This window comes from Breoghania sp. JC706 (assembly GCF_037026715.1).
Lineage (GTDB): Bacteria > Pseudomonadota > Alphaproteobacteria > Rhizobiales > Stappiaceae > Breoghania.
In genome coordinates, this window is the sequence record NZ_JBANCG010000006.1 from 215,133 (window position 1) to 229,990 (window position 14,858).

Annotated in this window: 12 protein-coding genes; 7 read left to right on the forward strand and 5 right to left on the reverse strand. The window is 67.6% G+C overall.

Features of this window, described 5'->3' with window-relative positions; genetic code table 11:
- Positions 1-407: 407 nt before the first annotated feature.
- Entirely contained in the window at positions 408-1,562 is a 1,155-nt protein-coding gene (locus tag V2L18_RS14125; protein WP_336178901.1) for an acyl-CoA dehydrogenase family protein, read from the forward strand.
- 308 nt (positions 1,563-1,870) lie between these two features.
- A complete protein-coding gene (locus V2L18_RS14130) occupies positions 1,871-3,856 on the forward strand; it encodes a cytochrome c3 family protein (RefSeq protein ID WP_336178902.1) in 1,986 nt (661 codons plus the stop codon).
- A 202-nt stretch (positions 3,857-4,058) separates the two neighbouring features.
- On the opposite strand, the gene V2L18_RS14135 is transcribed toward V2L18_RS14130, so the two are convergent.
- Positions 4,059-4,847 carry a hypothetical protein gene (locus V2L18_RS14135; RefSeq protein WP_336178903.1) on the reverse strand — a complete coding sequence of 263 codons (789 nt, stop codon included), beginning with the start codon at positions 4,845-4,847 and terminating at the stop codon, positions 4,059-4,061.
- Between the two features lie 154 nt (positions 4,848-5,001).
- Here V2L18_RS14135 and V2L18_RS14140 point away from each other — a divergent pair, with 154 nt between their 5' ends.
- Positions 5,002-5,730 (forward strand): 16S rRNA (uracil(1498)-N(3))-methyltransferase, encoded by a 729-nt coding sequence (locus V2L18_RS14140; protein ID WP_336178904.1) that lies wholly within the window; start codon positions 5,002-5,004, stop codon positions 5,728-5,730.
- 424 nt (positions 5,731-6,154) lie between these two features.
- The gene (locus V2L18_RS14145) at positions 6,155-7,528 is read left to right on the forward strand and encodes a glutamate--cysteine ligase (RefSeq protein WP_336178905.1); all 1,374 of its coding nucleotides are present in this window, start codon (positions 6,155-6,157) and stop codon (positions 7,526-7,528) included.
- Positions 7,529-7,549: 21 nt separating this feature from the next.
- On the opposite strand, the gene V2L18_RS14150 is transcribed toward V2L18_RS14145, so the two are convergent.
- Complete coding sequence (locus V2L18_RS14150; protein WP_336178906.1) at positions 7,550-10,360, reverse strand: EAL domain-containing protein; 2,811 nt, start codon at positions 10,358-10,360, stop codon at positions 7,550-7,552.
- 330 nt (positions 10,361-10,690) lie between these two features.
- On the opposite strand from V2L18_RS14150, the gene V2L18_RS14155 reads away from it, so the two are divergent.
- A complete protein-coding gene (locus V2L18_RS14155) occupies positions 10,691-11,623 on the forward strand; it encodes a DUF937 domain-containing protein (protein WP_336178907.1) in 933 nt (310 codons plus the stop codon).
- A 95-nt stretch (positions 11,624-11,718) separates the two neighbouring features.
- On the opposite strand, the gene V2L18_RS14160 is transcribed toward V2L18_RS14155, so the two are convergent.
- Positions 11,719-12,075, reverse strand: coding sequence for a DUF1127 domain-containing protein (locus V2L18_RS14160; protein WP_336178908.1), 357 nt, complete (start codon positions 12,073-12,075; stop codon positions 11,719-11,721).
- 169 nt (positions 12,076-12,244) lie between these two features.
- Here V2L18_RS14160 and V2L18_RS14165 point away from each other — a divergent pair, with 169 nt between their 5' ends.
- Positions 12,245-13,126 (forward strand): LysR substrate-binding domain-containing protein, encoded by an 882-nt coding sequence (locus V2L18_RS14165; protein WP_336178909.1) that lies wholly within the window; start codon positions 12,245-12,247, stop codon positions 13,124-13,126.
- 64 nt (positions 13,127-13,190) lie between these two features.
- Here the strand turns inward: V2L18_RS14165 and V2L18_RS14170 are convergent, their stop codons facing one another.
- Both V2L18_RS14170 and V2L18_RS14175 read right to left on the reverse strand, forming a co-directional pair.
- Positions 13,191-13,355, reverse strand: coding sequence for a hypothetical protein (locus tag V2L18_RS14170; protein ID WP_336178910.1), 165 nt, complete (start codon positions 13,353-13,355; stop codon positions 13,191-13,193).
- Complete coding sequence (locus V2L18_RS14175) at positions 13,352-13,675, reverse strand: DUF1127 domain-containing protein (protein WP_336178911.1); 324 nt, start codon at positions 13,673-13,675, stop codon at positions 13,352-13,354. Before V2L18_RS14175 ends, V2L18_RS14170 begins: the two co-directional genes overlap by 4 nt.
- 236 nt (positions 13,676-13,911) lie before the next feature.
- Between V2L18_RS14175 and V2L18_RS14180 the strand changes: the two genes are divergently transcribed.
- A complete protein-coding gene (locus tag V2L18_RS14180; protein ID WP_336178912.1) occupies positions 13,912-14,793 on the forward strand; it encodes a LysR substrate-binding domain-containing protein in 882 nt (293 codons plus the stop codon).
- The last annotated feature ends 65 nt before the right edge of the window (positions 14,794-14,858 follow it).

Below are 14,858 nucleotides of genomic sequence, written 5' to 3' on the forward strand. Positions count from 1 at the left end.
ACCCGGATGGCAGCGCATGGTGAAGCCGCATTTCTAACATGCCGTGAGGCTATTGCGAGCAAAGAAGGCTGCTTGTCCAAGAGTAATCGGGAGAAAGCCGGGCAGGGCATGCGGCCGCACGCGCCGCCACCCCCTTTGTAGCGCCCCGTCTCTGCGTCAGCGGCTCTTCTCTGCATGGGTGGAATATGGTTTGCTGCGCGCGGGAGGAGGGGCTTTGCGTGAAGGCCCTTTCGCATTGTTCGCAGGCCGGGCATTTCTCCAGCGTCACTCTTGATGAAATGGCGTGCGGCAGTGCGCCGGAGGTGACGCTGCGCGGTGTTTTCGCCCGCTCCGCATTCCCTTCTCCCCAATGCCCGCCTGCGCCACGTATGGCGCTACGACGAGGTTTCAGGAGGAGAAGGCCGCCCATGCAGTTCGCGTTGACCTCAGAGCAGCAGATGATCGCCGACACCGCGCTCAAGCTCGGCCGGGACCGGCTGGCACCGCTTGCCGAAAGGCTCGACCGGGGGGAGGGGCGCGACGAATTCCTCGCCAATCTCAAGGTTCTGGCCGAGGCCGGCTTCATGGGGCTCAACGTCTCCGCCGATTACGGCGGCAGCGAAGCCGGCACGGTGGCCTTCGCGCTCGCCATCGAGGGGCTGGCGCGCTCGTGTGCGTCGACCGCCGTCACCGCCTCGGTCACCAACATGGTGGGCGAGGTGATCGAGGCGGTCGGCAGCGAGGAGCAGAAGGCGGCCTATCTGCCGAAGCTCACCGATGGCACCTATGCGGCCGGTGGCTTCTGCCTGACGGAGGCCGGCGCCGGCTCCGATCCTTCCTCCATGAAGACGCGGGCCCGCATGGAGGGCAACGAATGGGTGCTGAACGGCTCCAAGCTCTACATCACGTCCGGCGAATACGCGGGCGTCTTCGTCGTGTGGGCGGTGACCGACCCGGATGCGGCGCCCGGCAAGGGCATCTCGTGCTTTCTGGTGGAGGCCGGCACGCCGGGCCTCGTCATCGGCAAGGCGGAAAAGAAGATGGGCCAGACCGGCTCGGTCACCAACGAGGTGATTTTCGAGGACTGCCGCATTCCCGCCTCCGCGCTGATGGGCCGGGAGAATGACGGTTTTCGCGTGGCCGTGGGCGAGCTTGCCGGCGGGCGCATCGGCATCGCCTCGCTGGCGCTTGGCATCGCGCGTGCGGCGATGGAGACGGCGAAGCAATACGTGAAGGAGCGAAAGCAGTTCGGCCGCCCCATCGCCGACATGCAGGGTCTGCAATGGATGATCGCCGACCGCGAGACCGAGCTTGAGGCCGCGCGCCTTCTCATCCTGCAGGCGGCCTGGCTTAAAGAGCAGGGCCAGCCCTTCGCCAAGGCGGCCTCCATGGCCAAGCTTTTTGCCTCCGAGGCCGCACAGAAGGCGACCTACACTGCGCTCCAGCTCCACGGCGGGGCGGGCTACATCCGCGACTATCCCCTGGAGCGCCACGCCCGCGACGCGCGCATCACCACGATCTACGAGGGCACCAGCGAGATCCAGCGCCTGATCATCGCGCGCGAGGTGATGAAGGCGGTGTGAGGGGGCAGGAAGGAAAGCGGAGGCGCTTCGCGCCGCTTGCCCACGCTGGATTTCGGGTCTGGCCATGCCGCTTCGCGGCAGACCGCCCGGAATGAGGGAGCAAGTGGCAGACTTGAAGCCCAGCACACCCTCCCTCATCCCGGACAAGAGAGGCGAAGCCGAACGCCGATCCGGGATCCAGCGCAATGAGCGCGGCAAAGCCGCTCCTCAATCTTGACCCCTCGGTCCTTCCCCCCAACCGCCGGCCACGCATTGCCCGCCGCATCCCCATCCCGTACCTTCATGCCATCACGCAACGGGATCCATTGATGCTTCGCGCCGCCCTCGCCATGCTGCTGCTTCTCGCCGTCACCGGCGCCCGCGCCGCTGACGACCCCGTCACAGCCCTCGCCGCCGCCAATGCGGCCCTGGCCGAACTGAATATCCCGGTCACCTCGGGCGCTGCCGCCGGCTACGTGCCGGACAAGACCTGTGCGCTCTGCCATGAGGACAAGGCGGAAAGCTTCAAGCATGTCGCCATGGGCAAGAGCTTCTACCGCCCGTTCTCCCAACCCGCGATCGAGGATTTTGCGACCGGCTACCACCACGCGCCCTCCGACCGGTACTACGAGATGGAGAAGCGCGACGGCGCCTACATCTTCCGCCGCTACAAGCTGGCCCCCGACGGCACCCGCATCGATGTCTTCGAGCGCAAGGTCGACTGGATCCTCGGCTCCGGCAACCATGCCCGCGTCTACCTCTACCAGGCGGCCGATGGCGCGCTCTATCAGCTGCCGCTCGCCTGGTACACGCAAGGAGGCGGCCACTGGGCGATGGCGCCGGGCTTCGAGTTCAAGCTGCATCTGGGGGTCGGCCGGCAGGTGCGCCGCTCCTGCATGACCTGCCACAACGCGTTCCCGCAAGTCGCGGAAGGCTCCGACGCGCTGCACATGCCGGAGGTCTACCCGAAGGATCTGCCGGAGGGCATCGGCTGCCAGCGCTGTCATGGCCCCGGCGCCGCTCATGCGGGCCGCGCGATTGCCGGAGACGAGGAGGCGGTCACGCGCGCGGCCATCGTCAATCCGGGCAAGCTGGCGCGCGAAAAGCTCTATTCCGTGTGCTACGGCTGCCACATGCAGCCGACCGTGGCGGTGACCGGCATCCGCCGCTTTGGCCGCGGCGCCTATTCCTTCCGTCCGGGCGAGGATCTCGACGCCTATCGTACCGGGCTCGATATCGTCGATCCCGGCATGCCGAAGGCCGAGCGCTTCGAGATCAACCACCACCCCTACCGGTTGGAGCAGAGCCGCTGCTTCATTGAAAGCGGCGGCAAGCTCGGCTGTCTCACCTGTCACGATCCGCATGTGAAACGCACGCCGGCCGAGCGCCCGGCCCATTACCGCGCCGCCTGCCTTACCTGCCATGCGACGGATGCCGCAGGCCTGCCGCTGGCAACGACGGCGCCGGCCGGCGCCACTTCCGCCCACCCGCAGATCGCGGCGGATGCGGACTGCACCGTCTGCCACATGCCGGCGCGGCGCACGCAGGACGTCATCGAGGTGACGATGACCGACCACCGCATCGTCCGCGATCCGGGACCGGGCGATCTCACCGCCCCCATCGACAAGCGGGTGACGGAAGTCGCGGGTGTCGAAATGCTCGATCCGCACGCGCCCGTTCCGCAGGACGAGGCACTTGCCGCGCGCGCCATGGCGGTGCTGGATTATACCGGCGGCAAGGCTGGCTATGCGGCGGATGCGCTCGCGGTGCTTCTTGCCCGCGCGCCGAGCCGTCATTTCGAGCCGTGGTACGCGCTTGCCGAAAGCCGTTTCCGTGCCGCCGATTTCAGGGGCGCGCTGGACCCGCTCGCCCAGGCGATCCTGCGCGCGCCGCACCACCCCAGGCTCCGTGCGATGGAGGCGGTGGCGCTCTACGGTACGGGCCGCAAGGCGCTCGGGCTTCAGCGCATGGAGGCGCTTCTGGCCGGACGGGACGACCTGCCGCTCGCCCGCTACCAGCTTGCCGTCATGTATCGCTCCGAGGGTCGGATGGACGACGCTATCGCGGCGGCGCGACAAGCCCTTGCGGCGCGTTTCAACCTGTGGATGGCCTGGCGGCTCATCGGCGAGATCGAGCTGGAACGCGGCAACGCGGAAGCGGCGGCCGATGCCTTTAAGGCGGCGCTTGCCATCGAGCCCGATGCGGAACGGGTCTCCGAGGGCCTTGTCAGCGCGCTCGAACGCCTCGGGCGGGCCGGGGAGGCGGGGCTTTATCGGGCGGCATCGGAGGGAAGCGGAGCGGCTTCGCCGCACTGATTTCTGGGTTCCGGGTCTGGCCATGCCGCTTGCCCCCCTCTCCCCCCTTGCGGGGGAGATGTCGATGCAGTCGACAGAGGGGGGTAGGCCGCTAGCTCCGAAGCTGCCGCTCACCCCCCTCTGTCATGCATGCGCATGACATCTCCCCCACAAGGGGGGAGAGGGGGTGCACGTTGCGCATGCTCGGCATGTCTCTCGCCCCTCAAAATCCCCGCGAGAGCGTCACGCCCACCTTGGTGAAATCGTCGAAATCGCTGGTCACGCCGATCTCGCCCTTGACGAGCATCCGCCCCTTCGCCGTCGCCGCGCGCAGTTCCAGAATTCCGGTGGTGTAGGCGGTCACGCCTCCCTCTCCGTCCACCTGCACCTCGCCCTCCGCCATCGCCTTGCCGCGCAGATGGAATGGCGCGTCGGGCGGCGCGCCGAAGCCGCGTTCATAGGCAAGCGACACGCCGGCAAACAGATAGGAATAATCGCTGCGCCCTGCTGTCATCCGGCTCAGCGCGCCGAATTTCAGCGCCGGCACGAGCATGTCCTGATCGGGATAGGGCCGCTCGGGATGCAGCGCGATGAAACGTTCCGCCAGTGCATCGGCACCCAGCACGAACAGGCTCGTCCCGCTCTCGTTGAAATGCTCGAACCCGGTACGCAGCTGGGATGTGATCCGCGTGCGCCCGTCGAACCAGTAGGCGAACCCCGGTGCGGCCAGCAGGCCGAAGGCGTCCTCGCCGGTGTGGCGCGAATAGCCCGCCCAGCCGGAAAAGACGAGATCCACGCTGTCGGAATAGTAGCTCTCGGCGCGAAACGGCACGGAAACGGCAGGCGCCTCGGCCATGCCGCCGGGCCGGTGGTCGTAGCCGAGGCCGATCTCGATCGCGGGCCGGTGCGAGGCGTTCGGTCTCTTTTCAGGCAGATCCGAGGCAAGGGGAGCGGGGCACGATATCCCCGCTGCAAATACAGCGATAAGGGCCGCCTCCAGACGCCTTCGCACAACTCCCCCGGCCAATCCCCACCCTATCGGGCAACACCGCGCGCCGCATGTCAATTCCCGCAAGGATGCGCGCGGTGGATCGTGGCCGCAAAGGCCGTTGCCAAGGGCGTGCGCGGCGAATACCGTCCGCGCCATGCCCCGATACGATTTCCGCATGCCCCGCCTGTTCCTCGACGCCGATCTGAGAGCCGGCCACGCCGTCGCCCTCGATCGGGCCCAGTCGAACTATCTCCTCAACGTCCTGCGCCTGAAACAGGGCGACGGCGTTCTCGTCTTCAATGGCAGGGACGGCGAATGGAGAAGCGAGATCTCCGTCTCCGGTCGCAAGGCCTGCGCGCTGGAGGTGGTCGATGAGACCCGCCCGCAGACCCCGCCGCCCGATCTTCTCTACTGCTTCGCGCCGCTCAAGCACGCCCGGCTCGACTACATGGTCCAGAAAGCGGTGGAGATGGGGGCCGGCGCGCTTCAGCCGGTCATGACCCGCTTCACCCAGTCAGGCCGCATCAATCTGGAGCGTGCGCAGGCCAATATCGTGGAGGCCTGCGAGCAATGCGGCGTCATCGCCGTGCCGGCCATCCGCGAGCCCGTTTCGCTTGAAAGGCTCGTCGCCGATTGGCCGGAGAACGATCTAGGCCGCCGGCTGATATTCTGCGACGAGGGCGAGGAGAGCCAGAATCCGCTGGAAGCCCTGAAGGGGCTCGAACGCGGTCCGCTCGCCGTGCTCATCGGCCCGGAGGGCGGCTTTGCCGAGGAGGAGCGCGAACTCTTGCGCCGGCAGGATTTCGTCACGCCCGTGCCGCTCGGACCCCGCGTGCTCCGGGCGGATACGGCGGCCGTCGCCGCGCTCGCCGTGGTGCAGGCGGCACTTGGCGACTGGCGGTAGAGCGTCGTCCGAGCGCTCAACGCTTGTTCCCCTCTCCCCCCTTGCGGGGGAGATGTCCCGCCTTCGCGGGACAGAGGGGGGTAAGCCACGCGCACCGAACCTGCCGCGCCCCCCCTCTGTCGGCTTGCGCCGACATCTCCCCCGCAAGGGGGGAGAGGGGCGCAAGTCGCTGGCGCACAGTACCCCTCCCGATTGCGCCGAAAACCGCCATCCCCGCCGCCTCACCGGCCCGTCATTGTCCGTGGCACCAAATGGCGACTGGCCATCGCGGCCTTGCGGCGCTATTTGAGGTCGCAACGGCCGCAGCGACCTGCGCCGCAGGACCGCCCTTTCGGGCTGGCGCGGTGCGGGGCTGAAGCCCCTCAAAGCCACACGCGGGCCGCAGGCTGTGAGCGCTGCCGGTTCGCGTTCCAAGGAAGCACGCATGGCCCGCGATACCGTCGACTCAACGCCGATCGGCAGCCTTTCCGAACTTGCCGCTACCCTCCAGGAGGGCTCCAAGAGCCCCGACCAGTTCCGCATCGGGACGGAGCACGAGAAGTTCGGCTTCTTCACCGCAGACCTGACGCCCATTCCCTATAACGGCTCGCGCGGGGTCAAGACCGTGCTGGAAGGCATGGAAGGCTTGCTCGGGTGGGAGCGCATCGAGGATGCCGGCAACATCATCGGGCTTGCCGATCCTGTCGGCGGCGGCGCGATCTCGATCGAGCCCGGCGGCCAGTTCGAGCTTTCCGGCGGCCCGCTCGACAACCTGCACCAGACCTGCCGCGAGACCAACGCCCACCTCGCCCAGGTGCGCCAGATCGCCCAGCCGCTCGGCATCGGCTTTCTCGGTCTCGGCATGGCGCCGACCTGGAAGCGCTCCGACATGCCGCGCATGCCCAAGTCGCGCTATGACATCATGACCAATTACATGCCCAAGGTCGGCACCCGCGGCCTCGACATGATGTACCGGACCTCCACCGTCCAGGTGAACCTCGATTTCGAGAACGAGGCCGACATGGCTAAGAAGATGCGCGTCGGCCTCGCGCTGCAGCCGATCGCCACCGCCATCTTCGCCAATTCCCCCTTCGTGGAGGGAAAGCCCAACGGCCTGCTGTCCAACCGCGCCGAGACCTGGCTCGACACCGACAACGACCGCGTCAGTTCGCTGCCCTTCGCCTTCGACGACGGTTTCGGTTTTGAGGCCTATGTCGAATGGGCGCTCGACGTGCCGATGTATTTCGTCAAGCGCGAGGGCGATTATCACGACGTCACCGGCACCACTTTCCGCGCCTTCATGAACGGGGCGCTCGAGGGCGTGATCCCGGATGCCGCGCCCACCATGGGCGACTGGAACAACCACCTCTCCACGCTGTTTCCCGACGTACGGTTGAAGCGCTACATCGAGATGCGCGGCGCGGATGCCGGCCCGTGGCGGCGCATCTGCGCGCTGCCGGCGTTCTGGGTGGGGCTGCTCTATGACGCGGAGATCCTCGACCAGGCATGGCAGCTGGTGCGCGACTGGAGCGCGGAGGAACGCGATGTGCTGCGCACTGCCGTTCCCAAGACCGCGCTGAAGACCGTCTTCCGCAACCACACGGTGCTCGATATCGCCCGCGAGGCGGCGGCGCTTTCCAGCGAGGGTCTGAAGCGCCGCGCCCGCCTCAACGACGCCGGCATCGACGAGCGTACCCATCTGGAACCGGTTGAGGAAATACTGGCCACCGGTCTCACGCCGGCCGAACAGATGCTGCGCAAGTACGACGGCGAATGGAACCGCGACATCAGCCACGTCTTCCGGGACTACGCGTACTAGGCCTGTCCTTGCCGTGCGCCTTTAACCGGACAGCGCCACCCGTTTCTCCGGCGCGTCCGTTTCCCCGGCCGCCTCGCGCATGCGTTTCAGCACGTCACGCAGCGCCTCCGCGTTGCCGGCGGCGTAGATGCGCGCCTTTTCCGCCGGCACCGGCCGTCCCGTCAGGAACCCTTGCGCCTGCGTGCAGCCCTGAGCGCGGATGAAGCGCAACTGGTCCTCGGTCTCGATACCTTCCGCCGTCGTCGCCATGCCGAGTTCTGAAGAAAGCCCGGCGATGGCGCGGATGATGGCGTTCGCCTCCGTCTTGTTGCCGAGATCGCCGACGAAGGACTGATCGATCTTGACCTTGTCGAAGGGGAAGGCGCGTAGGTAGCTGAGCGAGGAATAGCCGGTGCCGAAATCGTCCATGGCGATGCGCACGCCGAGGCCGCGGATCTCGTGCAGCGTGCGGATCGTCGCCTCGCTGTCGATGAGCAGCACGCTTTCGGTGATCTCCAGCTCCAGCCGTTCCGGCGCCAGTCCCGAGACATTCAGCGCCTCGCGTACCCGAGCGACCAGATTGCCGGCGCGGATCTGGTAGGAGGAGACGTTGACCGCCACGCTCACGCCGTTCGGCCAGCCCGCCACCTCGCGGCAGGCCTCGTTCAGCACCCACGTGCCGACTTCCTCGATCAGCCCGACCTCCTCCGCGATCGGGATGAACTGGCACGGCGGCACCTGTCCGCGCACCGGATCGTTCCAGCGCACCAGCGCCTCGAAGCCGGTGACCTTGTTGGTCTTCATGTCGACGAGCGGCTGGTAATGAAGTTCCAGCCGGTGCTGTTCCAGCGCCTCGCGCAGGTCCGTCTCCAGCGTCTGGCGCTGGCGCAGCGCCTCGTCCATCGACGGCTCGAAGACGCAGACCCGCCCGCGCCCCTCCGCCTTGGCCTGGTGCTGCGCCAGATCGGCATGCTTCATCAGGTCGTCGCCGCAGCGCCCGTGTTCGGGATAGTGGCTGACACCCACCGAACCGCCCAGCGCCAGCCGCGCGCCGTCGATGGTGCAGGGCTCTGAGAGAATTCGGCACACCGTCTGCGCAAGGGCTTGCGCGCGCCGGTGGCCGTCCGGTCCGCAGATCAGCACGGTGAACTCGTCGCCGCCCAGCCGGGCCACCGTGTCGCCGGGTCCAACCAGTGCGTTCAGCCGGTCCGCGACCGTGCGCAGCACCCGGTCGCCCGCATCGTGGCCGAGCGTGTCGTTGACCATCTTGAACCGGTCGAGATCTAGGCACAGCAGCGAGAAGCGATAATCCGCCCGCTCGCCGCCGCGCTGGATCTCCTCCGCCAGCTTGTTCTGCAATAGCACCCGGTTGGCGAGGTGGGTGAGGGGGTCGAAATGGGCGAGAAACGCCAGCCGCGCCTCCGCCCGCCGCCGCGCGGTGATGTCGACGATGGTGGTCAGCTTCACCGGGCGGCCGTCGTAGCGGATCTCGCGCTCGAACGGCAGCACCTCGATGATCCCGCCGTCCGCCTTGCAGTGCCGCACGGCCGGCCGGTCTTCGCCCGGCTCGTCGCCGGGCGCGCTCACGGGCGCGGTCAGGTCGTCGAGGCTGAGCCGGGTGAATTCCTCGCGGCAATAGCCGTAATGCTCCACCGCCGTGCCGTTCACCGCGACGATGCTGTTCGTTTCCGGATCGTGCAGGATCAGCGGCAGCGGGTTGCTCTCGAACATCAGCTCCAGATCGCGCCGCTTCTCGTCCTGTTCCGCCGCCGCCACCCGTTCCGCGACCCTGTCGCGGCAGTCGATGACGGCGCGGGCGATGCGGGCGAGTTCGCTTTGCTCCTCCTCCGGCAGGCGCAACGACGGGTGGCCGCCCGCGCTCTCCTGCGTCTCGTCCTCGGCGATCGCGTGGATGCGCGCCTCAAGCGCGGCGATGGCGCGCGCGATGGAGGCGGAAAGCGACAGCGCCAGCGACAGAGCCAGCAGTGTCGCAAGGATGGTGACCGAGGCGACGCCGAGCATTGTCCATCGCCGGCCCTGGATGTTGCCGTCAATGGCATCGGCGATCTGCGCAAGGGCGCGATTCTGAAGGACCAGCGTCGCGTCCACCAGCCTCTGATAGGCGGCATCGAGCGGCAGCGGCTTGAGCGACAGGCTCGGCACGGCGGCGGGCGCCGTGTTGATCCGCCGGGCAAGCGTCTGCATCGCCTCGCCGAAATCCCGGTTCGCCGCGGTGAAGGTCGCCGCCGCCTGATGCAGCGCGGGCGCGCCGGAAAGGATGGGGCCAGGGCGGGCGAGAGTGGTTCCGACCGTGCCGGCGGCCGCCTCCACCTGTCCGACGACGGCGAGAAACCGCAGCCTGTCGTCGTCGGTCAGACGGTCACGCAGCGCCAGCCGGTGGGTCTCGGCACGCATCGTCGCCAGCCGCCATACCAGCTCCGGCAGCTCGTTCGCCAGAAGCCGGGTCAGCTGCGGTGCCTGCCTGTCGAGCGACGGCTCCCCCTTTCCCGTATCGGCGATGGCCGGCATCCCCTCGCGCACGAGCGCAAGCAGCGCCTGCGACGTCGGTGCCGCCGCAAGTCCGTCCATCAGTGCGGACAGGGCCTCAGTCGCGTCCTGGCCGGGTGCGTCGCGCTTCTCGCGGGCCAGCGCGCGGGCTTTTTCCGGGTCGTCGGGATGGCGCGCGGCGGCCGCCGCCACCTCCCAGACGGACGAGATCCGCTCGAACCGGCGGCTTTCCGCTGCGGCACCGGCATTGTCGCGGCGCATGTCCATGCCCAGCACGGCAAGCGAAATCAACAGTGCCGAAAACAAGGTAACGATAATGACATTAAGACGATGGCGTATCGACATCGGGCAATTACCCCTGTTCAACAGGGAGCATTGAACTCTAAGGAGTCCCAAGGAATTGTTACTTCTGCCGCATGTCCGTTATTACATGTGCGCCATGATGTCTCACCTTTCGTCATGTGCGTCAGGTTGCCGGACATTCGGATGGCCCCCCGAACGCCACGATGGACGCCCCTGCCGAACGCTCGTGTCGCGCGCTTTCGCTACGTCATGACAAGTCATTGACCTGACGGCCATTGCGCCGGATCATGGGCGCAGACGGAAAATCCGTCGATCCGGTGCGCGGGGCCGCCCGTGCGCCGGCGAGCCACAACGCGCCGGCCGGGGCAGCTTATGACAGACAGTCTTTTTCCGTTTGACCCGTTCGCTCTCATGTCGCAGACGCAGCAGCGCTTCGGCCTGAAGGAAGCGGATGCGCGTCGGGCGATGGAAGCCCTGATGCCGGCCTTCTGGGCGGGCCTGCGCCGCAATGCGGCGACCCCGGACGGCATGGAGGGGCTGATGCGCGCCTTCACCCCGCCGATCTTCCAGCCCGGCGGCGGCGCGGCGGCAAATCCCTGGGCCGCCGGCCCGGGCGCGATGTGGCCGCAGGGCGGCTGGCCGGCAGGCGGGGCGGGCGCCGGCGACTGGATGAACGCGGCGGCTGCCGGCGGGCCCGTGGGGGCCTTCCTTACGCAGATCTTTCCCAACAAGGAGATCCGCCGGGCGGTGCTCGACCACGTCGCGGCCACCACCGGCATCCGGCAGGATGCGCTCGATGCGCTGATGCCCGTCGCAGCCACCTTGATGATGGGACAGATCGCGCGAAATTTCGCGGTCGGCCCCGCGCGCGAGCTGCTTGATGCCTTCATGGCCGGTTTTGCCCGCGGCCGGCCGCAGCCCGCGCCCTCGCCCGTCGACATGATGGCGCCCTTCGCCGAGGCCATGACCGCCTTTTTCTCCGGCTTTGCGCGTGCAGGCGAACGCCACGCTCCGCAGGCCGCGCGTCCGCAGGAGCCGGAGGACGAGGAGGCCGCCGATGCACCCGACCTCGATGCGCCCGAGCCCGCCGCATCCGCATCCGAAGCATCCGGCCCCGCCGCGTCAGATGCCGCCGCGCCCGATGACGAGGACACCGGACCTTCCGACAAGCCGTCGGCCGGCGGGGCGCAGCAGCAACGTTTCCTGAATGATTTCCTCGCCGCCGGCCGGTCCATGCAGGAAAGTCAGATCCGCGCCTTCGAGCAGATGTTCGACGCCTTCGTGCCCGGCCACACGACGGGGTAGGCGCCCGCCCTTGCGCATGCAAAAAAAGCCCGCTGCCGGGGTGGACAGCGGGCCAGGTGCGGTGTCAGCGGGGGCTGACCCGGGCAACAGGGAGATCAGGCTTCGCAGGCGGATGCCGCAGGGCCGAAGCGGCCGGTCAGGCGGCCGTCGACCGAGGCGATTTCAAGCGCGTTGCGGGCCTGACTGCGCGCCGTGGCGCGCCGCTCTACAGCCAGAATCCGGAGCCTGCCGGAAGCCTCGATCTTTCGGTGGTCGCGCAACGCACATCGAACGTCGCTCCGCGTCAGTCCGATGTCGGTCAGCATGTGGTCGTTCCAGCCGAGCAGCTGCTTGACGGCCAGCCGGTTGCGCCTGCGGCGGTTCCAGTTCACGAGCATCCCGAGCGCCGAACGGCCGATGCCGGCCGCAATCGCAGCTAAGCTTCTGTCGGGTTTGGTGGGGAGCGTGAACATGGCAATAGTCCTTCGTCGGCCGCCGCCTCCGCGCACGGTCCGTGGTGTGGCGCCCGGCCCATCCGGACGCGCAACTGCTTGTTGGGTCTGACAAGACTTTCGCTTGCCAACAGCGATAAATCCAACGAATGTTTTTCATCGTATCGATCACAGTTGGTGATGAAAGCCGATGTCCCAGATGCTCGACCTTGATCAGCTGCGCACGTTTCTCGCCATCGCGGAGGCCGGCAGCTTCACCCAGGCCGCGGCGATCGTGAACAAGACGCAATCCGCCGTTTCCATGCAGATGCGGCGGCTGGAGGAGCGCATCGGTCGGCCGATCTTCGCCCGCGATGGGCGCCTGTCGCGGCTGACGGAGGATGGCGAGCGGCTTCTTCACTATGCCCGCAAGATGATCAAGCTGAACGACGAGACGATCTCGGCCTTCGACGAGACGGAGCTTGCCGGCTTCGTTCGTCTCGGCACGCCGGACGATTATGCCGACCGTTTCCTGCCGGAGATCATGGCGCGGTTCTCGCGCTCCAATCCGCGCGCGGAGATCGAGGTCACCTGCGCGCCGACGCCGCTTCTGGTGCAGGATCTGAAGTCAAACCGGCTCGATATCGCCATCATCAGCCACGTCCGCGACCGCGGACGCGGCGGCGACGTGGTGCGGCACGAGCCGCTTGTCTGGGTCGCCTCCGCGCGTCATTGCGTTCACGAGGAAACGCCGTTGCCGCTGGCGCTGGGCCGTGCCACCTGCGACTGGCGCAAGGCGGCGGTGGAATCGCTGGAGGCGATGGGTCGCGACTACCGGGTTCTCTATTCCAGCTGGTCGACGGCCGGCGTGGGGGCGGCTGTGATGGCGGGGCTTGCGGTCTCGGTGCTTCCCGAATCCGCGCTCAGGCCCGGCATGCGCGTGCTCTCCGACCGCGAGGGCTTCCCGAAGCTTCCCCATTGCGAGATCGCGATCCTGCGGTCCTGGCACCAGCAGTCCCGCCTCATCGATGCGCTGGCCGAGCACATCGTCTCTTCGCTCGACAACCTGTCGGTGCCGATCGCCGCGGAGTGAGGGTCGGCACCGCGACGCGCGCCGGCCCTGCCTGCTCCACAGATGTCTGCATTCGCGGAACCTGTCAGCGCGCCAGCCGCCGGCGCAGCGCGCGCACGAAGGCCGCGATCAGCGTCGTGTCGCGCTGCAGGCCCAGCATGGCGAGCGTGTGCTGGCCCTTTGCATGCGAGCGGGCCTGGAACGCGCCGTTGGCGGGGCGCTGTGGCACCGGCTGAGCGAGCGTCCTCATCCCATCGTCCTCCGGTTGCGGGCAACCGCCCTGCGGCGGCTGCGTTCGGCCTTCTGGCGCTCGTCGGCCAGACGCGCGAGCACCATCGAGGGATCCTCCGTCGCCGGCGTGCTCAAGGCGGCGTAGAGGTCGCTGCGGCTGACGCCGATATCGCGCAGCATGTAGTCCTCCTGCGAGGCGAGCATGCTCAGCGTCCGCCGGGCCCGGTATGCCCGCACCATGTTCATGGCGAGGGATGCGGCCAGACGCAGGGCGGTGCGGGCCTTGTCGACGACAAGGCCGGAGGTCGAGCGACGGGCGTCGTAAGCGGTCAGGGACATGGCAAAGCTCCATCGTTCGGTGCACGGAGGTTCCCGCGCCCGTTGTTATGGACCGCGTCCGCAGGGCCTTTCGGCGGCACCGGCGCGGGGTGTCTTGGTGACAGTTGAAAGGATGCACGCGGGCTATTGATTAATCCAACGAATGTTTTTTATAATTATTCATCGATTGTGATGATGAATAGGCCGGTAAGCGTCGTGTGCGGCGCCGCAGCAGGCTCCACGAAAGGCCTCTCGACATGTCCCATGCCCTTGATATCGATCAGCTTCGTACCTTCGTCGCAATCGCTGAACTGGGGTCTTTCACCCGCGCGGCGGAGGCCGTGAACAAGACCCAGTCGGCCGTTTCCATGCAGATGCGGCGGCTTGAGGAGCGTGTCGGTCACGCGCTCTTTACCCGCGACGGGCGCCAGTCGCGTCTGACCGAGGTCGGCCACCGGCTGCAGGAATACGCCCGCCGGATGATCCGGCTGAACGACGAGACGCTGTCGGCCTTTTCGGAGCCGGAGTTGATCGGTCAGGTCCGGCTGGGACTGCCGGACGACTATGCCGAGCGGCTGCTGCCGCAGGTGCTGGCGGGGTTCGCCCGCATCAATCCGACGGTGGAGGTGGTGGTGGAATGCACCGGCTCCGTTGCGGTGGCGGAAAAGGTGCGTCGCGACGAGGTGGATCTCGGCATCGTCACCTCGTGCGAGGATCTGAACGGCTTCGGCGACATCATCCGACGGGAACGGCTGTTGTGGGTGGCGCCGGCTGACCGCTGCATTCACGACGAGCAGGTCGTGCGCCTGGCGCTCGGCCACACCACCTGCGCCTGGCGCGGCCTGGCCATCAACGCCATGGCCCGCATGGGGCGCACCGGCCGCGTCGCCTATACCAGCGGCTCCGCCACCGTGCTCATCAATGCGGTTCTGGCCGGGCTGGCGATCTCGATGATCCCGGAAAGCGCCATGCGCCCGGGCCTGCGCGTTCTCGACGAGCGCGACGGTTTTCCGGCGCTGCCGCCGGTGGACATCGCCCTCATCCGCGCGCCCAAGGCACACGAGCCGATCCACGACGCCCTCTACGATCACATCGCCGCGGCGATCGGCAACGTGACGCTGCAGATCGCGGCGGAATAGCTCGCAGCCCGCGACGAGAAGCGGTTTGACGGCAGTCCCGCGGCGCGGCTAGAGCATTCCGCGTT